The sequence below is a fragment of the Pseudomonas sp. A1230 genome, assembly GCF_044218825.1.
Lineage (GTDB): Bacteria > Pseudomonadota > Gammaproteobacteria > Pseudomonadales > Pseudomonadaceae > Aquipseudomonas > Aquipseudomonas iridis.
In genome coordinates, this window is record NZ_CP162582.1 from 2,564,809 (window position 1) to 2,585,129 (window position 20,321).

The following is a 20,321-nucleotide window of genomic DNA, read 5'->3' on the forward strand; positions in this document are numbered from 1 at the left end:
GGTGATTGGGCTGGTGTCTTCGCGAGCAGGCTCGCTCCCACAGGATTTGTGGTTGGTTTGGGATTCAGGTGGTGATTGGGATGGCGTCATCGCTGGCAAGCCAGCTCCCACAGGGGTTTCGGCTGGTTTTGGATTTTTGGTGATTGGGCTGGTATCTTCGCGAGCAGGCTCGCTCCCACAGGATTTGTGGTTGGTTTGGGATTCAGGTGGTGATTGGGATGGCGTCATCGCTGGCAAGCCAGCTCCCACAGGGGTTTAGGCTGGTTTTAGATATTTGGTGATTGGGCTGGCGTCTTCGCGAGCAGGCTCGCTCCCACAGGATTTGTGGCTGGTCTGGGATTCAGGTGGTGATTGGGCTGGCGTCATCGCTGGCAAGCCAGCTCCCACAGGTTTGCGGGCTGTTCAGGTTCGGTGGCGGGTCATTTGGATCAGGGCTGATCGTCCACCATTTGGCGCCGGGCGTTCTTCGATGCCGAACGGGACGAAGCCGAGTTTCGGGTAGAGCAGCAGGCCGGCGGTGTTTTGGTTGAAGCAGGAAATCTGCACCTCGTCGGCTTGATACTTTTCGAACGCCAGTGCGGTCATGGTCGTGACGATGAAGCCGGCCACGCCTTGGCCGCGTGCACTGGGCGCGACGATGACGTTGCCGATGCAGCAGATGCCGTTGTGTTCGGCGCGGTAGAAATTGGCGAAGCCGACAACTACACCATCATCTTCGAAAACCGTGGAGTCGAAGCGCTGGCTGATGGCGGTGTGCAGTTGTTCTTCCGTCAGCGGGAAGTGCGCTTTCGGGAACATGAAAAACAGTTCTTGCTCGCCTTGGGGAAAGCCGCAAATCGTTTTGACGTCGGTGGCCTGAACCGGCCGATGGGTAAAGTTCATCACTGCCCTGCCCTCACTTTTTGCCGCTGGCCAGATGATGCGCAACCAACGCATTGGCATGCCCGTGGCCCATGCCGTGTTCTTCCTTGAGCCACGCCACCAGTTCCATGTGTTTTTTGTCGGTGATGCTGGCGAGCAGGTTCAGCCAGTAGTCGATGGGTTGGCCGTACTTCTTTTCGATGGAGGGGAAGTAGGACGCCGGGCCTTTTACCTTGCTGTCTTCGCTCATGCTGCACGCTCCGTTGGGCTCGCGACGGAGGGTCGGCGGACGCTCCTTGTCGGCAAAGCCTAAGCGTGGACGCGAAGTGCGGATCCGGCAACTGCCCCGCGCTACCGGACACTGCAAAACACTGTGGGAGCGAGCCTGCTCGCGAAGGCGTCGTGTCAGCCAACATCATCAGTGGCTGATACACCGCTTTCGCGAGCAGGCTCGCTCCCACAGGGATTGGGGTGGAAGATGATCAGCGTGAACCTGTGCGCCCTGGCAGCATCCGCACCAGCGTGTTGTCGCGCACCCAGTAATGGTGAAACAACCCCGCCAACGCATGCAGGCCGATCAGCCAGTAGCCGGTGCTGCCGATCAGTTCGTGCCAGTACTTCAGGCGTTTGGCGAAGTCCGGGTCGATGGCGACCGGGGCCGGTACGTGGAAGCCGAAGTACGGGAACGGTTTGTCGCCGGCGGCGAGCATCAGCCAAGCGAGGATCGGGGTGGCGATCATCAGGCCGTAGAGGGCCAGGTGCATCAGGTGCGAGATGCCGGTTTGCCACGCTGGGGGTTTGGGGGTGATTGGTGGGCGCGGGGTCAGGCGACCGAGCAGGCGGATCCATACCAGGGCGAAGATGCTGGCGCCGAACAGGCCGTGAAAGCCCATCAGCAGGCCGCGCGCTTCGCTGCCCTTGGGCATGTAGCCCTTGATTTCGACGCACGCGTAGACGCCGACGAAAAGCGCCAGCATCAGCCAGTGCATCGTGATTGAAAGTTTTCCATAACGGTTTACGGCGTTGTCGCGGGTCATAAGTAGCGCCTCGTGATTGTCGTGAGTGACGGTCGATGCGCTCGACGGTCACGTTCCTTGGGCCGGGCGAACCGACGGTGTGAGCCTGCCCGGCCAGTCTTAAGACAGTCTGAAGATCGGCTCACAGGTTAACCTTTTTTTACCTTCAGACTTCGTTAAGAAATGGCTTGGATACTCCTCTCAAACCTATTGAGGGAGGCGTTCTGCCCATGCCCGATTTCGACTGGAACATCCCCCTGCCCCTGCACTTCGGCCAAGCCGATACGCCGCAGATGACGCTGACCAATGCCTTGCCGGATGACGGGCAACGGTCGGCATTCGAGACGTTTATTCAGCAGCGCTTTCGCAAAGCGCACGGCGCTGACATCCGCCATTTCATGCCCGAGCTGTTCGGCATGCACAACGTCGCAGGTGAGCTGTGCGCGGTGGCCGGTGTCCGCCGTGCCCATTTGGAGCCGCTGTTTCTTGAGCGCTACCTGGATGAACCGATCGAGCCGCTGATCAGCGCGGCGGCGGATCGCCCGGTGACGCGCAAAGGCATCGTCGAAGTCGGCAACCTTGCCGCCAGCGACACTGGCAGTGCGCGTCTGAGCATCATCGCCATCACTTACTTACTGGCCATGGGCGGTCTGGAATGGGTGACGTTCACCGGCAACATCGGGTTGGTCAACAGCTTCCATCGTCTCGGCCTGAAGCCAGTGACATTATGCGCCGCAGACCCGGAGCGACTGGGTGACGAGCGTCAATATTGGGGCAGTTATTACGAGAGCAAACCCTGGGTTCACGTCGGCAATATCCGCGCCGGGTTTATCCATTTGCGCAATATCGGACTGTTCAACCGGCTGGGACTGCCGACTTCGATTGAAGGAGCTTTCCATGTCGCTTGAGCTGCAACGCTTTCAGGAAACCCTGCGCAGCCATGCCGGGCGCAATGACAACGCGGTCGCGCTGTGGGGCGATACGCTGAAAATCGATTACACGACCCTCTACGCCGAGGTGCTGTATCGCCAGGAGCGTTTGCGCGATGAACACGTGCAAGTGGTCGCACTGGTGCTGGATAACGGCGTCGACGCGATGCTTTGGGATTTGGCAGTGCTGTTCGAAGGCCTGACGTGTGTGACGCTGCCGCCGTTTTTCAGCCCGGCGCAACGCGCCCATTGTCTGGAGCTGAGTCAGGCTGAACGGGTGATTGCCGAACCAGAACTGGAAGCCGAGTTGCTCGGCGCCGGTTACGTGAAGAACGGCGAGTTCTGGTGCCGCACATTCAGTGGACCGAGCCGCATGCCCGCCGGCACCGCCAAACTGACCTTCACTTCCGGTACCACCGGCACGCCCAAAGGGGTATGCCTGAGCGCCGACAGCTTACTGCGGGTTGTACGCGAGCTGGATCAGGCGAGCGAGCCGACCGGTCCGGCGCATCATCTGGCGCTGTTACCGCTGGCGATTCTGCTGGAAAACCTCGGTTGTTATGCGGCGCTGTATGCCGGTGCGATGTTGAGTCTGCCGAGTCAGAAGACCCTCGGCATTCAGGGCGCCAGCGGCGTCGATGTGCCGCGCCTGCTGGGCTATCTGGCCAGCCGTGCACCGGAGAGCCTGATTCTGGTGCCGCAGCTGTTGCTGATGCTGGTCAGCGCCGCCGAGCAAAAAGCCTTCGATCCACAAAAACTGCGTTTTGCCGCCGTCGGCGGCGCGCGGGTTTCCGAGGATCTGCTGCACCGGGCACAACGTGTCGGCCTGCCGGTTTATGAAGGTTATGGCTTGTCCGAATGTGCGTCGGTGGTGTGCCTCAATCGCCCCGGTGCCCGGCGCCCAGGCAGCGTCGGCAGGCCCCTGCCGCATGTCGAAGTGCGGTTGGCCGAGGACGGCGAAGTGCTGATCAAGGGTTCGCCGCTGCTGGGTTACCTGGGGGATGCGCCGTACGCCGAAGAATGGTGGGCGAGCGGCGACCTGGGTGAGTTCGACCCGGAAGGTTTCCTCTTTCTCAAGGGGCGCAAGAAGCATCAGTTCGTTACCAGTTTCGGGCGCAACGTCAACCCGGAATGGGTCGAGTCGGAGCTGACCCAGCGCCGCCACATCGCCCAGGCCTTCGTCTACGGCGAAGCGATGCCGCACAACCACGCCCTGCTCTGGCCGCATCGCGCCGATTGCAGCGACGCTGACCTGGCTGCGGCCGTCGCCGAAGCCAACGAAGCCTTGCCCGATTACGCCCAGGTACATCGCTGGACACGTCTACCGCACCCCTTCACCGCCGCCAATGGCCTGCTCACCGCCAATGGCCGCCCGCGCCGCGAAGCCATCGTCGCGCATTACCACACCCAATTAACCGAATCCGTTATCTGCGAGGCATCCGAATCATGAGTTTTTTCGACACCCTGCAAGAAGCCACACAACGGGAACGCCACGAGCTGTTCAACCTGCCGATCATCGTTGATGCGCTGCAAGGCAAGGTCAGCCTTGAGAGCTATCGGGAATTTCTCGCCCAGGCCTATTACCACGTGCGCCACACGGTGCCGTTAATGATGGCTTGCGGCGCGCGTTTGCCGACACGCCTTGAGTGGCTGCGCAAAGCCGTGTGCGAGTACATCGAAGAAGAATACGGCCACGAACAGTGGGTGCTCAACGATATTGCCGCGTGTGGCGGTGACCGTGATGCGGTGCGCGATGGTCAGCCGTCGTTGTCGATCGAGTTGATGGTCAGTTTTCTGTACGACCTGATCGCCCGGGGCAATCCGGTGGGGTTGTTCGGCATGGTCAATGTGCTTGAAGGCACCAGCATTGCCCTGGCCACCCACGCGGCGGGCAGCATTCGCGAGCGGCTGGCGTTGCCGGAAACGGCGTTCAGCTACCTCAGTTCCCACGGTTCGCTGGACATCGAGCACATGCAGACCTATCGCCGCTTGATGAACCAGCTCGAGGACCCGCAAGACCAGGCCGCCGTGATCCACGCCTCGAAAGTCGTGTATCGCCTGTACACCGATATGTTCCGTGGCTTGCCGCGTGAAGTGCAGGCTCAACATGCAGCTGCATGAAGCGCGTGTTGTCCTGACCGGCGCCAGTGGCGGTATCGGCATGGCCATCGCAGGTGCCTTGTGCGCTGCCGGTGCGCGGGTACTGGCCGTGGCCCGGCATCAGGAAGCGCTGCTGCCGTTGCTTGAGCGGTATCCGCAAAATCTGTATTGGGTCGGCGCCGACCTGACCTTCCTCAGCGACCGGCGCAAAGTGCTGGCCGCCGCCGAGGGCATCGGCGGTATCAACCTGCTGATCAACGCGGCCGGGGTCAACCACTTCGCCATGCTCGAACAGCTGGACGACAGCGACATCAACACCATGCTGGCGGTGAATGTCAGTGCGCCGATCTGCCTGACGAAACTGCTGTTACCGCTGCTCAAGCAGGCGGACAGCGCCATGGTGGTCAATGTTGGCTCCACCTATGGCTCGATCGGTTATGCCGGTTATGCCAGTTACTGCGCGAGCAAGTTTGCCTTGCGCGGTTTCTCCGAAGCGCTGCGCCGGGAGCTGGCTGATACGCGGGTCAGCGTTCTTTACGTCGCGCCGCGCGCCACCCGCACGTCGATGAACAGCTCGGCCGCGCAAGCCTTGAACGATGCGCTCAAGGCCAACGTCGATGACCCGCAAACCGTGGCGTCGGCGGTGATCCACGCAATCGCCGGCGATCGCCGCGATTTGTATCTGGGGTGGCCGGAGCGGTTCTTCGTACGCCTGAACAATTTACTGCCGCATCTGGTGGATCGTGGCCTGCGCAAGCAGTTGCCGCTGATCCGACGCTTCAGCGAAAAAACCGACAACGAGACCCTCAAACCATGAAAAAAGTCTTCGCCTGCCTGCTGCTCGGTGCCCTCAGCCAATCCGTCTGGGCGCTGGACGCCGCCGATCAACAACGCCTTGCCGGGATCCAGCAGAGCTGGGCGCACATCCAATATGAAGTCGCGGAAAAACAGCGCGCCGCCGCCTTCGAACAGCTCTCAACCGAGGCCACTGCCTTTACCACGCAACGCCCCGCCGTGGCCGAAGCGTGGATCTGGAAGGGCATCGTCACCAGCAGTTGGGCCGGCGCCGAAGGTGGGCTCGGCGCCTTGGGCAAAGCCAAGGACGCCAAGGCTGACCTGGAGAAATCCCTGACCCTGGATCCCAAAGCCTTGAATGGCTCGGCCTACACCAGCCTCGCCGCGCTGTACGACCGGGTGCCGGGCTGGCCGATCGGTTTTGGTGACAGCGACAAGGCCGAGCAATTGCTCAAGCAGGCGTTGCAACTGAACCCCAACGGCATCGACAGCCTGTACTTCTGGGGTGATCACCTCTACCGTGAAAAACGCTACGCTGAAGCCAAGGCAGCGCTGCAAAAAGCCCTGCAAGCCGCACCGCGCCCAGGCCGCGAAAGCGCTGACGCCGGGCGCCGCAAAGAGATCGCCGCCCTGCTGGTGGACGTCAACAAGAAACTCGACTGAAAGGAGTGCGCGTGCGTTTATTACTGATTGAGGATGACGTCGCGCTCGGTGAAGGCATTCATCAGGCGCTGGGGCGTGAGGGTTACACCGTCGACTGGCTCAAGGACGGCAGCAGTGCGTTGCATGCACTGCTCAGTGAAACCTTCGACCTGGCGGTACTCGATCTCGGTCTGCCGCGCATGGACGGCCTCGAAGTGCTGCGCCGTTTGCGAGACAGCGGTTCGAATCTGCCGGTACTGATTCTTACGGCCCGCGATGCCACCGAAGACCGCATCGCCGGGCTCGATGCCGGGGCCGACGATTATCTGGTCAAACCGTTCGATCTGGCTGAACTCAAGGCGCGATTGCGCGCTCTGTTGCGGCGCAGTGCCGGGCGCGCTCAGGCACTGATCGAACACGCCGGCATCAGCCTCAACCCCGGTACCCAGCAGGTCAGTTATCAGGGCCAACCTGTGGCGCTTACCCCCAAGGAATATCAGTTGCTGCACGAATTGCTCTCGCCGCCAGGTCGGGTGATGACCCGCGATCAACTGATTCAGTTGCTCTACGGCTGGAACGAGGAAGCCGAAAGCAACACTCTGGAAGTGCACATCCATCACCTGCGCAAAAAGTTCTCCACCGACCTGATCCGCACCATCCGTGGCGTGGGTTATCTGGTGGAGGAGCGTCGATGACTTCAATCCGGCGCCGCACGCTGACGCTGATCATCGGCCTGCTGCTGGCCGGCCTGGCAGTGCTCAGCACGTTCAATGTGCATGACAGCAACCACGAAATCGCTGAAGTCTACGATGCTCAACTGGCGCAGAACGCGCGTCTGTTGCAAGGCGTGATGCGCATGCCGATGGCGAGTACCGAACACGCGCAGTTGTATCAAGCGTTCAATCAGGCCCTGGGCGAAGCCAAGCCACGGGTCGATGGCCATCCTTACGAAAGCAAGATCGCCTTTCAGGTATGGAACCCCAAAGGTGAAGTGCTGGTACACACCGCCAGCGCACCCTCCTTCACCGCACCGCCGACCCGACCGGGCTTCAGCGACGTGGTGGATTTGAGAGGCAGGCAATGGCGGGCGTTCATGCTGGAAGACAAGCAGAACGGCCTGCGCATCTGGGTTGGCGAGCGCGATGATGTGCGCGCCGATCTGGTCGACCGCATCGTGCGGCATACGCTGTGGCCGAACATGCTCGGCAGCCTGATTCTGGCGGCGATGATCTGGCTCGCTATCGGCTGGGGACTCAAGCCACTGGCGAACATGGCCGCCACCCTGCGCGCCCGCCACAGTGGTTCGCTGGAGCCACTGCAACTCACGCCGCTACCCAGCGAACTGGAGCCGATGCAAGCAGCCCTCAACCGCATGCTCGCGCAGATTCAGGAAGTGCTCGGCCGCGAACGCCGTTTCATCGCTGACGCCGCCCACGAAATGCGCACTCCGCTGGCGGTGCTGCGCGTGCATGCGCAAAACCTGCTGGAGGCCGGCACCGAGCAGGAGCGCCGCGAATCCCTGGAATTTCTGATCTCCGGCGTCGACCGCACCAGCCGTCTGGTCAACCAGTTGCTGACCATGGCACGCCTCGAACCGAAATCCGACCCGCCGCCGCTGCAACGCATCGACCTCAGCGAAACCGTGCGCAACAGCCTGGTGCAACTGACGCCGTGGCTGTTAAGCAAACAGCTGGAACTGACCTTCGAGGACAGCGCCGAACCGTTCCACGTCATGGCCAGCGCCGCCGCCCTCGACATCGCGTTGAACAACCTGATCACCAACGCCGCCAACTTCTCCCCGGAGCACGGCATCATCACCGTGACGCTGACCCGAGCCGACGGCTTCTGTCATTTGAGCGTCGACGATCAGGGGCCGGGAATCGATGAGGCGGATCGCGCCCGGCTGTTCGAACGCTTCTACAGCCGGGGCAATGCACAGGGCGCGGGATTGGGGCTGACCATCGTCAACACCATTGCTACCCGCTTGGGCGGACGCATTACCCTGGTCAATCGGCAAGAAGGTGGGTTACACGCGACGCTGTCGATTCCTGACGGCCAATGACCCGGTTGCCAGGTTCACGGCACGATTAGCGGCGGGGGCATTTCCTGCAGATCATCCTGCACAGTCGAGCGCGGCAACGTTTCCGGCACAGTCAGCCACAACAGCATCAGCGCCGCTGCAGCCACAGCCGCCAGGGTCAGGAATGCAGCGCTGTAGCCGGCGGCCTGCACCACGAATCCGGCCAGACCATTGCTCAAGGCTGCGCCCAGGCCGAAGACCGTCGACAACGCACCCAGGCTGATATTGAAGTGGCCGGTGCCGAGGGTCAGGTCTTTCACCACCACCGGAAACAGCGCGCCAAAAACCCCGGCGCCGATGCCATCGAGCAATTGCACTGAAACCAGCCACCAAGGGTCGTTGGACAGCACGTAAAGTACGCCGCGCAACGGCAGAATCAGGAACCCGGCAAGCAGCAACGGCTTGCGCCCCCAGACATCGGCCTTGGCCCCGACCAGCAAGGCGACCGGCACCATCACCAGTTGCGCGGCGACGATGCACGCCGAGGTCAGCGGCGTGGCCATCTGCAGATTGGCCTGTGCCAGTTTCTGACTCACCAGCGGCAGCATGGCCGCGTTCGCCAGGTGGAACAACGCGCAGCACACGGCGAACATCAGCAGCGGTCTGTTCTTGAGCAACACCGAGAACCCCGAGGGCTGCGCGCCATGCCCGGCACCGCCGGGATCCAGGCCCCGTGCCAGGTCATGGTCAATGGCCGCCGGCGAGACAAAGGCGACCGCGATAATGCTGGCCAACGCCATCACCGCCATCAGGTAAAACACCGCCACCGGGCCGAACAGGTAGGCAAACAATCCGGCCAACAAGGCGGCGCAGGCGTTGCCCGCGTGGTTGAACGTTTCGTTGCGGCCGGTGCGTCGGGTGAAGGCGCGTGGCCCGGTAATGCCTAAGGTGATCGCCGAGATGGCCGGCGCGAAGATCGACGCAGCGACGGCGCTGAGGGCTTGAGTCAAGGTCACCAGACTGAATGACGCAACGAACGGCAGCAGCAGGCAACTGCCGGTGACCAGCAGCGCGGCAATCGCGATCAATGCCCGCTTGTAGCGTGTGTTGTCGACCAGGGCGCCCGCCGGTGTCTGGGTGATCAGCGCGGCGATCCCGGCGATGGTCATTACCAGGCCGATGCTGGCCGGGTCCCAGTGGTGAACCGCCAGCAGGTAAATCGCCAGATAGGGACCGAGGCCGTCGCGTACGTCGGCAAGGAAGAAATTCAGGCTGTCCAACGACAGGTTGTTTCGGCGATCCAGGTGTGTGGCCACGGCAGCGTCTTCGAGGGTCGAGGTCGTTCGGGTTGAATTGACCTCCGCAGATTGAGTGACCCCTGGCCAGATGTTTTAGTTTCACCGCCCGACGGACATGAAAAAACCCGCCCGGCAAATACCGGGCGGGCCAGGTTCGCGGTCAAATCGAGCGCTGATTGACCCGCGCCATCAGTTGCTCGGCGCTTTCCTTGCGCTCCGAATAGCGATCAACCAGAAAGTCCTGGCGGTCGCGCAGCAACACGGTGAACTTCACCAGTTCCTCCATCACATCGACGACCCGGTCGTAATACGGCGACGGTTTCATCCGCCCCGCTTCGTCGAACTCCATCCAGGCCTTCGGCACCGAAGATTGGTTGGGGATGGTGAACATGCGCATCCAGCGACCCAGCACGCGCAGTTGATTGACCACGTTGAACGACTGCGAGCCGCCGCAAACCTGCATCACTGCCAGGGTTTTGCCCTGAGTCGGGCGAACCGCGCCAAGCTCCAGCGGAACCCAGTCGATCTGCGCCTTGAACACCGCCGACATCGCGCCATGGCGTTCCGGCGAGCACCAGACCTGGCCTTCCGACCACAACACCAGTTCACGCAATTCCTGCACTTTCGGATGGTCGACCGGGACGTCGTCGGGCAGTGGCAAACCGGACGGATTGAAGATGCGCGTCTCGGCGCCAAAGTGCTCGAGCAGGCGCGCGGCCTCCTCTACCAGCAAGCGACTGAACGAGCGCTCACGGGTCGATCCGTAGAGCAACAGGATGCGTGGTTTGTGCTCGCCCGAGGCGGAGGCTGGCAAGCCTTCGAACAGAGTTGGATCAAGATTGGGCAAGTGGTCTGACATTGTCATGCCTCCTTAAAGCGTACCGACTCGGTCGAGTTCGAGTTTGAGTTCGTCGCGGCTGAGGCGGTTGAAGGGCAGTTCGAGGAAGGCTTTGCAGCGTTGCTCGATGCGCGCCAACGTGGCGCGGAAAGCAGCGTCGATCGCCGCTTCGTCGCCCGTTACTTCGGACGGATCTTCCAGCCCCCAATGGGCCTTCAGTGCCGGGCCGAAGTACACCGGGCAGGTTTCACCGGCAGCCTTGTCGCAGACGGTGATGACGATGTCCGGCGGGTTGCTTTCGAAGGCGTCGTTACCCTTGCTGTACAAGCCATCGGTGGCAATGCCGGCCTGCTGCAAAGTCAAGAGACTGCGCGGCAAGACCTGGCCTTTGGGGAAACTTCCGGAACTCAGCGCCTCGAATCCCGAGGGCGCCAGTTGGTTGAACATCGCTTCACTGAGGATGCTGCGACAGCTATTGGCCGTGCACATGAACAGGATTCGCATGGGTCGCTCCAGCAGATATTAATGATTTAGCAGCACGCCGCTTCGCGGACAGGACGTCCATCCATCTTATGCAAACGCGAGGCGTTGTCCTTGAGCCAATCGGCATTGGCTTTGCACGTCACTTGCAGGATCTCGTGCACCCAATCCGGCAGGTCCGGATTGAGGCGGTAATAAACCCATTGCCCCTGACGGCGATCGAGCAGAAGACCGTTGCTACGCAGTTGCGCCAGGTGACGGCTGATCTTTGGCTGACTGTCGTCGAGGGCGCACATCAGCTCGCAAACACACAACTCACCCTGATCAGCAATCAACAGGGTGGCGCGGACGCGGGTCTCGTCAGCCAGGCTTTTGAAGACATCGGTGGGCGTGATCATGGGATAGGCTTCGTACATATGGAAATTCGAATATACGGATATCCATATATTAATCAACCCTGGAATGATCCCACCTGACCCACAAACACCGATGCCCCCTGTGGGAGCTGGCTTGCCAGCGATAGCGGTGAGTCAGGCAAAGCCGATGTCGAATGTCAGTCCGCCATCGCGGGCAAGCCCGCTCCCACAGGGTTTGATGCTGGCAAAACTATCCGAGCAACAACCCCTGCTCCGCCTCACACAACCCCACCACATAATCCCAAACCACCCGCAACCGCACCGACTTGTGCAATTCCCTTCGCGTGCTGATCCAGTAACTGCGCTCGATGCTCTCATCCGGCAGCAATGGCACCAGGTCCGGGTCGGGGGCCGCCATGTAGCACGGCAACACGGCGATGCCCAACCCCGAACGCGCCGCTTCCTGCTGAGCGATGACGCTGGTGCTATGGAAAACCACGCGAGGGCTGCGGCAGAAGCTGTTGAGGAACATCAGCTCCTGACTGAACAGCAAATCATCCACATAGCCAATCCACGCATGCCGCCCGAGGTCTTCGCGGCTGTGCAATGGCGGCGCGTTGTCGAGATAGCTTTGGCTGGCATAAAGCGCGAGGCGGTAGTCGGTGAGTTTGCGGGTGACCAGCATGTCCGCCGCCGGGCGCTCCAGATGAATGCTGATTTCCGCCTCGCGATTGAGGATGCTGACGAAGCGCGGCACCGCGACCAGCTCCACTTCCAGGCCCGGGTAACGCTCGAACAGACCGATCATGCGACTGGCGAGGAACTTGACGCCGAGACCTTCGGTGACACCGACGCGAATCTTGCCCAGTGGCGCAGTGGACTGGGTGATTTCTTCCTGGGCCAGCAACGCGACGTTTTCCATGGCTTCGGCGTGCTTTAGCAGCGCCTCCCCGGCCGGGGTCATTTCATAGCCTTGGGCGTGCTGAACGAACAGCGCAGTGCCAAGGCTTTTTTCGATGGCCTCGATGTGACGGGCGACCGTAGCGTGGGTGGTGTTCAGACGGCGGGCCGCGGTGAGCAAGCGTCCGCTGCGTTGCAGTTCGAGAAAAAACCGCAGGTCGTTCCAGTCGAACATGGCGTGTCCTTGTCAGCGAGGGTCATCAAGGCTGTTCGAAAACGCACAGCAGCTGCGCAAAAACTAACATTCTTTTAACGAAAGCTAACAACTAGAGTGTCCGACAATAAAAACAAAAAGCGAGGTCAGGGAATGCAGACTTCCCTCGATGAATACGATTACATCGTGGTCGGCGCAGGTCCCGCCGGGTGTTTGCTGGCCAATCGGCTGTCTGCTGATCCACAGCAGCGCGTGTTGCTGCTCGAAGCCGGCGGACGCGACAACTATGCCTGGATTCACATCCCCGTTGGCTACCTGTTCTGCATCGGCAACCCGCGCACCGATTGGTGCTTCAAGACTGAAGTGCAACCCGGTCTGCAAGGTCGCAGCCTGAGCTATCCGCGCGGAAAAGTGCTTGGCGGCTGTTCTTCCATCAACGGCATGATCTACATGCGCGGCCAGGCCAACGACTACGACGGCTGGGCGGCGGAAGGCAATCCGGGCTGGGCCTGGAACGACGTGCTGCCGCTGTTCAAGCAGAGCGAAAACCACTTTGCCGGCAGCGCTGAATTTCACGGTGCCAAGGGCGAATGGCGGGTCGAACAACAGCGCTTGTCGTGGCCGATTCTGGATGCCTTTCGCAGCGCCGCTGAACAAAGTGGGATTGCCTCTGTTGAGGACTTCAATCAGGGCGAAAACGAGGGTTGCGGCTACTTTCAGGTCAATCAGAAGGCCGGCGTGCGCTGGAACGCGGCCAAAGCCTTTCTCAAACCGATACGTGACCGGGCGAATCTGACGGTGCTGACCGGGGTTGAGGTTGATCGTGTTTTGCTCAAGGACGGTCGCGCCTCTTCTGTCAGTGCGCGTCATGAAGGTCAGGTGAAACGCTTCAAGGCGCGCAAGGAGATCGTGTTGTGCGCCGGTTCGGTCGGCTCGCCGAGCATTCTGCAGCGCTCCGGGATTGGCCCGCGACCATTACTGAAACGCCTCGGCATTGGCGTGATTCATGAGTTGCCGGGGGTTGGCGGCAATCTGCAGGATCACCTGCAACTGCGCCTGATCTACAAACTGGAAAACGCCCGCACCCTCAACCAGATCGCCGGCAGTGTGTGGGGCAAGATGGGCATGGGCCTGCGTTATCTGTACGACCGCAGCGGGCCGTTGTCGATGGCGCCGAGTCAGTTGGGCGCATTTGCCCGCTCGGGGCCGGAGCAGACGTCGGCAAATCTTGAATACCACGTGCAGCCGCTGTCGCTGGAGCGCTTTGGCGAGCCGTTGCACAGCTTCCCGGCCTTCACCGCGTCGGTGTGCGATTTGCGTCCGCAGAGCCGTGGCCGCATCGACATTCGCTCGGCGAATCCGCAAGAGGCGCCGCTGATTCAACCCAATTATCTGAGCCACCCCGAAGACCTGCGCGTGGCCGCCGACGCCATCCGCCTGACCCGACGTATCGTCAGCGCCCGTGCCCTGCAAGCGTTCAAACCGGTCGAGTATTTGCCGGGCGACAGCCTGCAAAGCGAAGAGCAACTGCACGAAGCGGCGGCGCGGATCGGCACGACGATTTTCCATCCGGTCGGCACCTGCCGCATGGGCAATGACGGCGAGGCGGTGGTCGATGCGCAGTTGCGCGTCCACGGCGTGCCCGGTTTGCGCATTGCCGACGCCTCGATCATGCCGAGGATCATCTCGGGCAACACCTGCTCGCCTACGCTGATGATTGCCGAGAAGGCCGCGCAGCTGATCCTCAACCCACCGACCAGGATCTACACACCAACTTCGGAACTGGCCCAAACCCTGTAGGAGCTGCCGCAGGCTGCGATCTTTTGACTTTATTTTTTCAAGGTCAAAAGCAAGTTCAAAAGATCGCAGCCTTCGGCAGCTCCTACAGGGAGCCGCGTTAATTCAAGGCATCAAGCATCACCCGGACAGGCAACACCAGTGGAACAACAAAAACAATCACTGTGAGGGATACCGATATGTCAGAACACGCTCAGCCGCTGGACGCCGCCTACAGCGCGCAAACCAGCCCGGATACACGCAAAGTCATCTTCGCTTCATCACTGGGAACGGTGTTCGAGTGGTATGACTTTTTCCTCTATGGCGCCCTCGCGGCGGTGATCAGCAAGCAGTTTTTCGCCGGAGTCAACGACACCACGGCGTTCATCTTTGCGCTGATGGCGTTTGCCGCCGGATTCATCGTGCGGCCGTTCGGGGCACTGGTGTTCGGTCGATTGGGGGACATGATCGGGCGTAAATACACCTTCCTCGCGACCATCATTTTGATGGGCGTGGCGACGTTCTGTGTCGGGCTGTTGCCGACCTACGCCAGCATCGGCATCGCCGCGCCGATCATTCTGGTGGTGCTGCGCATGCTTCAGGGCCTGGCACTCGGTGGCGAGTACGGCGGCGCCGCAACCTACGTGGCCGAACACGCGCCGATGGGCAAACGCGGATTCCATACCAGCTGGATTCAGTCCACCGCGACCCTCGGCCTGCTGCTGTCGCTGCTAGTGGTGCTCGGTTGCCGTTATTTCACTGGCGATCAGTTTGAAGTGTGGGGCTGGCGGATTCCGTTCCTGCTGTCGATTGTGCTGCTGGCCATTTCCACCTGGATTCGCCTGAGCCTGCACGAGTCGCCGGCCTATCTGAAGATGAAAGAGGAAGGCAAAACCTCGAAGGCGCCGATCCGCGAATCCTTCGGCAAATGGGAAAACCTCAAAGTCGTGCTGATCGCGCTGTTCAGCATCAACGCCGGGCAAGCGGTGACCTTCTACGCGGCGCAGTTCTATGTGCTGTTCTTCCTCACCCAGTTTCTGAAAATGGATCCGGCGCTGGCCAACACCCTGCTGATTATCAGCGTGGTGATCGGCGCGCCGTTCTTCATTTTCTTTGGCTGGCTGTCGGACAAGGTCGGACGCAAGCCGGTACTGATGCTCGGCCTGCTGCTGGCGACGGTGCTGTACTTCCCGATTTTCAAATCCCTCGCGCATTACGCCAACCCGGCGATCGATCAGGCCAGCCGTCAGGCGCCGATTACGGTGCTGGCCGACCCTGCAACATGCACCTTCCAGTTCGACCCGGTGGGCAAGGCGAAATTTGACAGCCCGTGCGACAAAGTCAAAACCTTCCTGGTCAAACAAGGCCTGCCCTACTCCAGCGCCGCCGCACCGGCCGGCAGCGCCGTACAGGTCAGTGTTGGCGACGTGAGAATCGACGGCTTCGATGAATCTGCCTTGCGCGGCGCAATCACCCTCGCCGGCTACCCGCAACAAGCCGATGTGCAGCAGACCAACAAACCGATGATCGTCGCCCTGATCGTAGCGCTGATCATCATCTCCGCCATGTGCTACGGCCCGCTCGCGGCGCTGATGGTCGAACTGTTCCCGACCCGCATCCGCTACACCTCGATGTCGCTGCCGTACCACATTGGCAACGGCTGGTTTGGCGGATTTCTGCCAACGGTATCGTTCGCGCTGGTGGTGTACACCGGGGATATTTTTTATGGCCTGTGGTACCCGGTGTTGATTACCGGGGTGAGCCTGGTGGTGGGGCTGATCTTTTTGCGGGAGACGAAGAATATCGATCTGGACAAGAACTGAAGTTAACGCCAGCACCATCGGTGGCGAGAGCGCTTGCTCTCTCGCCACCCTCTTTTCAGGCATCAGCCTTGATCACCTCAAACTTCACCTGATCCGGATAAAACGCCACATAGTCGCGGATCGGCGCCACCGAGACTTTTGGATTCTCGTAAGTCCACACCGCATTCGCCCCCTCATGCCCCGGCACCTGCAGGCTGAAGTAATTGGCGTCACCCTTGTACGGGCAGTAACTGGTGTGGTCGGTGCGGGCGAAGTACTTTTCGTCGATGTCTTCGCGGGGAACGTAGTACACGGGCGGATAGTTGGCTTCGTTCAGTACCAGCACGTGGGAGGACGCGGCGACCTGGATGCCGTGGAACTTCACCAGCAGGCAACCTGTAAGTTGTTCGAGGGAGATGACGGGGCTGGGGCCGGAGCTTTTCATAGGTTTCTCCAAGGACAAATGAACTGTGGCGAGGGAGCTCACTCACGCTGGGCAGCGTAGCGGCCCCAAAATCAGTAATCGCAGTGTGTCAGGTATAACGCGATTTCTGAGTTTGCGACGGCTTCGCCGCCGAGCGGGAGCAAGCGCCCTCGCCACAAGTTCGGGACTGGCCCGTTTTATTTCAGATCAAGCAACAATATCCGTCATCACCGCCTGCCCCACCATGCCCACAGCAAAATCGACCTGCCCCTGCCCGGTCAAGTCAACCAGAAGTCCGGTCTGACCGTGCTGCGCTTGGTAAGTCAGGATTGCATCGCCCGCATGGCCGGTGAAACTGCTGACAAAATTCAACGTGGCGGCGCCACTTGCAAACTCGGCGATCCCCGAGAGGTCGATCTTGTCCAGGCCGCTTTTGAAATCCATGATCCAGTCCGGCTGGTTATTGGTCGAATCACTGGCAGCCCCGAACACGAAAGTGTCTGCACCCTCTCCGCCTAACAGCGTATCGCCACCACCGCCACCGTATAGGATGTCGTCGCCGGCACCGCCAAACAGAGAGTTCGCCTTTGCGTTGCCGATCAACAGGTCATTGCCCGAACCGCCGACGGCGTTTTCCACCGTCACGCCGTAAGCGATCGAAACGTTGCCCACCAATCCTCCGACATCGGAGAACGAGCCCTCATTGAGATTGATTTTCTGGTTCTGGGTGAAACCGGAGAAGTTCAGCGTGTCGTCGCCGCCACCGTCCCACACCGAAAACACCAGCTTCGACGACGCCGATGTCGCGCTGTAAAAATCACGCCCGGTGTTGGAGTAGAAACCGTACGTGGTGTTATCGGCGCGGGTCTCATAGTTGGCGCCATACAGTTTCTGCACGGCAACAATGTCGTCCATTAACGGCGCAGAAGCGTAGGCACCGCTGCCATCCTTGCTGAAGTCCTGCTCGGTGTTGGTTTCACTCCAGTAGCTCATCAGGCTGTAGCCGCGGGTGTCTTCGGCGTATTTAGCGTCGCCGTAGGTCGGGTTGCCATTACCGGCGTTGTAGCCGCCGGGGTGCGACAGGCCGAGGGTGTGACCGATTTCGTGGGTCAAGGTCTGGCGACCATAGTTGCCGTTATCCGGCGTCTTGTTGACCTGGTACTGATTGTTGATCAGATACCACGATTGGCCGTCATAGCTGCCGCCACTCGGCAGGTAAGCGAACGCGGCACCACCGGTGCTGACGTCATAATTGCCGAACGTCATGTGGCCCTCGCCGCCCTTGCCTTCGGTGAACGTGACATTGGCGACGTCGGCCCAGGACTGCATGGCCAGCACGGCCTGAGCTTTCTGCTGGGCACTGAATTCGCCGAAATTGCCAAGCTTCGGATTGTAGTTCGCAGGTTTTTCGGTCAGAAAGGTGTAGCTGAGGTCGATCTTGCCGTCAGCGTTTTTATCGCCCCACGACATGCCTTTGCGCAGGATTTCGTCAGCAGCTTGATCAGCAGTGAACGAGGGTTTGCCATTGATCAGCCCGACGCCACGGTCGTACAGATGACTGAAGGTGTCGATTTGGTCGTAGGCGCTGCTGGTTTTGGATTTGGCTTGAGCCATGGATGGACTTCCTTGTTTCAGAGTAGTCAGTTTCCGACAGACCGCGGCGATCTTCTGGCGAGATCGTCCTGTCACTCGCGTGGTTGAATCGCCAAAAAACCTGACACAGGCACAGACAGGGCGCTAATCGATTTTTCGATAGTGCTTGCCCCGTCCCCGGAATGCCCGTCATTTCCGGCAATCCTTTTTATCTGTATATCCATACAGATAAAAGTTGCCCCTGGGCGTAAGTGCGGCCATTCTGTGCACCTCTTCGGACATTGATCGACGTGGTAGTTATGCGGCTGTACCTCTGTGAAAAACCTTCCCAGGCCAAAGACATTGCGGCCGTACTCGGTGCCAAGCGCCGGGGCGACGGCTGCTGGCTGGGAACAGACGTCACGGTGACCTGGTGCATCGGCCATTTGCTGGAAACCGCTCCGCCAGACGCCTACGACGCACGCTACAAGCGCTGGGTACTGGCGGATCTGCCGATCATTCCGGACAAATGGAAAATGACCGTCAAGCCGCGAACCGCCAGTCAGTACAAAGCCGTCAAACGCCTGCTCGGCGAGGCCAGCGAACTGATCATCGCCACCGATGCCGACCGTGAGGGCGAGATGATTGCCCGGGAACTGGTCGAGCATTGCCGCTATCGCGGGCCGATCCGCCGCTTGTGGCTGTCGGCACTGGACGAGGCGTCGATTCGCAAGGCCTTGGCCGCGTTGAAGCCAGGTGCCGAGACGTTCAGCCTGTATCACTCGGCACTGGGTCGCTCCCGGGCGGATTGGCTGATCGGCATGAACATGAGCCGCCTGTTCACCCTGCTCGGTCGGCAGTCGGGCTATCAAGGTGTGTTGCCGGTCGGTCGAGTACAGACACCGACATTGCGCCTGGTGGTGGATCGCGATCGCAGCATCGCCGACTTCGTGCCGGTGCCGTTTTGGGCGATCGACGTGCAACTGCTGCACAACGGCACGCCGTTCACCGCGCAATGGCGCGCGCCGTCGGACGTCTGTGACGATCAGGATCGTTGTTTGAATCAGGCACTCGCGCAACAAGCAGCCGCCGCGATCGCCAGCGCCGCCACTGCTCGGGTCGTCAAGCTACGCACCGAGCGCATGCGTGAAGTGGCGCCCCTGCCTTTCGACCTCGGTACGTTGCAGGAAGTCTGCTCGAAAAAACTCGGCCTCGGTGCGCAGGAAACCCTCGACATCGCCCAAGCACTCTACGAAACCTACAAAGTCGTCACTTATCCGCGCAGCGATTGCGGTTTTCTGCCGCTGAGCCAGCACGGTGAGGCACCGGGGATTCTCGCGGCACTGCGTCAGGCCGACCCGAGTCTCGAAGCGCTGCAAGGCTTTCTAGAGCCGCAACGTCGCTCCCGGGCGTGGAACGACAGCAAAGTCACCGCGCACCACGGCATCATCCCGACCGCTGCGGCGAAGAACCTTGAACGCCTGACGGGCAAGCACCGCGCGGTTTACACACTCATCCGCGCGCGGTACCTGGCGCAGTTTCTACCCAACCATGAATACGACCGCACCCAGGCTGATTTCGATTGCGCCGGTGAAGCGTTGCGTGCCGTCGGCAAACAGATCATCGAACCGGGCTGGAAGCGCGCACTGCCCGAGGCACTGGCACCGACCAAGGGCCGTGAAGCGCCGGCACCGCAGACCTTGCCGACGCTTGGCCAGGGTATCGATTGCGCCGTTGCTGATGTGAAGCTCAAGGATTTGTGGACGCAGCCACCCAAGCCCTACACCGAAGGCGATCTGATCAAGGCGATGAAAAACGTTGCCAAACTGGTGGAAGATCCGCTGCTCAAACAAAAGCTCAAGGACACGACCGGCATCGGCACCGAAGCCACCCGTGCATCGATCATTCAGGGTTTGCTCGATCGCGGTTATCTGGTGAAAAACGGCAAGGCACTTGCGGCAACACCGGCGGCGTTCAGTCTGATCGACGCCGTACCCCGAGCGATTGCCGACCCCGGCACCACGGCGATCTGGGAGCAGGCGCTGGACATGGTGCAGAGCGGTGAGATGAGTCTGGAAGAATTCGTCACCAAGCAAGCGGCGTGGATGAGCAAGCAGGTGACTCGCTGTTCCGGCCTGAGCCTGACCATCAGCGGCCCACCGCCTGCCGGCAAGGCTGCTACGCCGTGGAAGAACAACCGCAAATCGACGCGAAGCAAATCAACCGGCACAACCAAACGCACGGCGAAACCGGCAGCCAAAAAGTAAAACGCGCTACTGTTCCTGAAAGGTTCATCAC

Annotated in this window: 20 protein-coding genes; 10 read left to right on the forward strand and 10 right to left on the reverse strand. The window is 60.7% G+C overall.

Annotated features, from left to right (window positions below; translation table 11 throughout):
* Positions 1-402 precede the first annotated feature (402 nt).
* The 3 genes from AB4P97_RS12075 to AB4P97_RS12085 form a co-directional block, all read right to left on the reverse strand.
* Entirely contained in the window at positions 403-882 is a 480-nt protein-coding gene (locus tag AB4P97_RS12075) for a GNAT family N-acetyltransferase (RefSeq protein WP_395598474.1), read from the reverse strand.
* A gap of 13 nt (positions 883-895) precedes the next feature.
* A complete protein-coding gene (locus tag AB4P97_RS12080; protein ID WP_395602728.1) occupies positions 896-1,111 on the reverse strand; it encodes a DUF4287 domain-containing protein in 216 nt (71 codons plus the stop codon).
* A 232-nt stretch (positions 1,112-1,343) separates the two neighbouring features.
* Positions 1,344-1,898, reverse strand: coding sequence for a cytochrome b (locus tag AB4P97_RS12085; protein ID WP_047301784.1), 555 nt, complete (start codon positions 1,896-1,898; stop codon positions 1,344-1,346).
* 209 nt (positions 1,899-2,107) lie between these two features.
* On the opposite strand from AB4P97_RS12085, the gene AB4P97_RS12090 reads away from it, so the two are divergent.
* Genes AB4P97_RS12090 through AB4P97_RS12120 form a run of 7 tightly spaced genes read left to right on the forward strand, consistent with a single transcriptional unit; the run spans position 2,108 to position 8,405 of the window.
* Positions 2,108-2,785 (forward strand): thermostable hemolysin, encoded by a 678-nt coding sequence (locus AB4P97_RS12090; protein WP_047301790.1) that lies wholly within the window; start codon positions 2,108-2,110, stop codon positions 2,783-2,785.
* Positions 2,775-4,256 carry an AMP-binding protein gene (locus AB4P97_RS12095; RefSeq protein WP_395602729.1) on the forward strand — a complete coding sequence of 494 codons (1,482 nt, stop codon included), beginning with the start codon at positions 2,775-2,777 and terminating at the stop codon, positions 4,254-4,256. Before AB4P97_RS12090 ends, AB4P97_RS12095 begins: the two co-directional genes overlap by 11 nt.
* Positions 4,253-4,927 (forward strand): TenA family transcriptional regulator, encoded by a 675-nt coding sequence (locus tag AB4P97_RS12100; protein WP_042559603.1) that lies wholly within the window; start codon positions 4,253-4,255, stop codon positions 4,925-4,927. Before AB4P97_RS12095 ends, AB4P97_RS12100 begins: the two co-directional genes overlap by 4 nt.
* Positions 4,914-5,723, forward strand: a complete 810-nt coding sequence (locus AB4P97_RS12105) for an SDR family oxidoreductase (RefSeq protein ID WP_115147359.1) — start codon at positions 4,914-4,916, stop codon at positions 5,721-5,723. Before AB4P97_RS12100 ends, AB4P97_RS12105 begins: the two co-directional genes overlap by 14 nt.
* Positions 5,720-6,364 (forward strand): tetratricopeptide repeat protein, encoded by a 645-nt coding sequence (locus AB4P97_RS12110; protein WP_042559605.1) that lies wholly within the window; start codon positions 5,720-5,722, stop codon positions 6,362-6,364. Before AB4P97_RS12105 ends, AB4P97_RS12110 begins: the two co-directional genes overlap by 4 nt.
* A gap of 11 nt (positions 6,365-6,375) precedes the next feature.
* Complete coding sequence (locus AB4P97_RS12115; protein WP_042559606.1) at positions 6,376-7,038, forward strand: response regulator; 663 nt, start codon at positions 6,376-6,378, stop codon at positions 7,036-7,038.
* Entirely contained in the window at positions 7,035-8,405 is a 1,371-nt protein-coding gene (locus AB4P97_RS12120) for an ATP-binding protein (protein WP_261737017.1), read from the forward strand. The genes AB4P97_RS12115 and AB4P97_RS12120 overlap by 4 nt, the downstream gene beginning before the upstream one ends.
* A gap of 14 nt (positions 8,406-8,419) precedes the next feature.
* Here the strand turns inward: AB4P97_RS12120 and AB4P97_RS12125 are convergent, their stop codons facing one another.
* From AB4P97_RS12125 to AB4P97_RS12145, 5 genes are all read right to left on the reverse strand, one after another.
* A complete protein-coding gene (locus AB4P97_RS12125; protein WP_200611586.1) occupies positions 8,420-9,679 on the reverse strand; it encodes an MFS transporter in 1,260 nt (419 codons plus the stop codon).
* Between the two features lie 142 nt (positions 9,680-9,821).
* Positions 9,822-10,520 carry an arsenical resistance protein ArsH gene (arsH, locus tag AB4P97_RS12130; protein ID WP_210623646.1) on the reverse strand — a complete coding sequence of 233 codons (699 nt, stop codon included), beginning with the start codon at positions 10,518-10,520 and terminating at the stop codon, positions 9,822-9,824.
* Positions 10,521-10,532: 12 nt separating this feature from the next.
* Positions 10,533-11,003 (reverse strand): arsenate reductase ArsC, encoded by a 471-nt coding sequence (locus AB4P97_RS12135; RefSeq protein ID WP_395602730.1) that lies wholly within the window; start codon positions 11,001-11,003, stop codon positions 10,533-10,535.
* 26 nt (positions 11,004-11,029) lie between these two features.
* Positions 11,030-11,377 (reverse strand): metalloregulator ArsR/SmtB family transcription factor, encoded by a 348-nt coding sequence (locus tag AB4P97_RS12140; protein ID WP_395602731.1) that lies wholly within the window; start codon positions 11,375-11,377, stop codon positions 11,030-11,032.
* Positions 11,378-11,585: 208 nt separating this feature from the next.
* Positions 11,586-12,470: a LysR family transcriptional regulator gene (locus AB4P97_RS12145; RefSeq protein WP_042559611.1), complete on the reverse strand. Its 885-nt coding sequence runs from the start codon at positions 12,468-12,470 to the stop codon at positions 11,586-11,588.
* A 132-nt stretch (positions 12,471-12,602) separates the two neighbouring features.
* On the opposite strand from AB4P97_RS12145, the gene AB4P97_RS12150 reads away from it, so the two are divergent.
* Complete coding sequence (locus AB4P97_RS12150) at positions 12,603-14,249, forward strand: GMC family oxidoreductase (RefSeq protein WP_395602732.1); 1,647 nt, start codon at positions 12,603-12,605, stop codon at positions 14,247-14,249.
* Positions 14,250-14,425: 176 nt separating this feature from the next.
* Entirely contained in the window at positions 14,426-16,048 is a 1,623-nt protein-coding gene (locus tag AB4P97_RS12155; RefSeq protein ID WP_395602733.1) for an MFS transporter, read from the forward strand.
* 55 nt (positions 16,049-16,103) lie between these two features.
* On the opposite strand, the gene AB4P97_RS12160 is transcribed toward AB4P97_RS12155, so the two are convergent.
* Together AB4P97_RS12160 and AB4P97_RS12165 are read right to left on the reverse strand one after the other, a co-directional pair.
* Complete coding sequence (locus tag AB4P97_RS12160; RefSeq protein WP_042559614.1) at positions 16,104-16,472, reverse strand: DUF427 domain-containing protein; 369 nt, start codon at positions 16,470-16,472, stop codon at positions 16,104-16,106.
* Positions 16,473-16,658: 186 nt separating this feature from the next.
* Entirely contained in the window at positions 16,659-18,065 is a 1,407-nt protein-coding gene (locus AB4P97_RS12165; RefSeq protein WP_395602734.1) for a serralysin family metalloprotease, read from the reverse strand.
* Positions 18,066-18,343: 278 nt separating this feature from the next.
* On the opposite strand from AB4P97_RS12165, the gene AB4P97_RS12170 reads away from it, so the two are divergent.
* Positions 18,344-20,290: a DNA topoisomerase III gene (locus AB4P97_RS12170; RefSeq protein WP_395602735.1), complete on the forward strand. Its 1,947-nt coding sequence runs from the start codon at positions 18,344-18,346 to the stop codon at positions 20,288-20,290.
* Positions 20,291-20,321 lie beyond the last annotated feature (31 nt).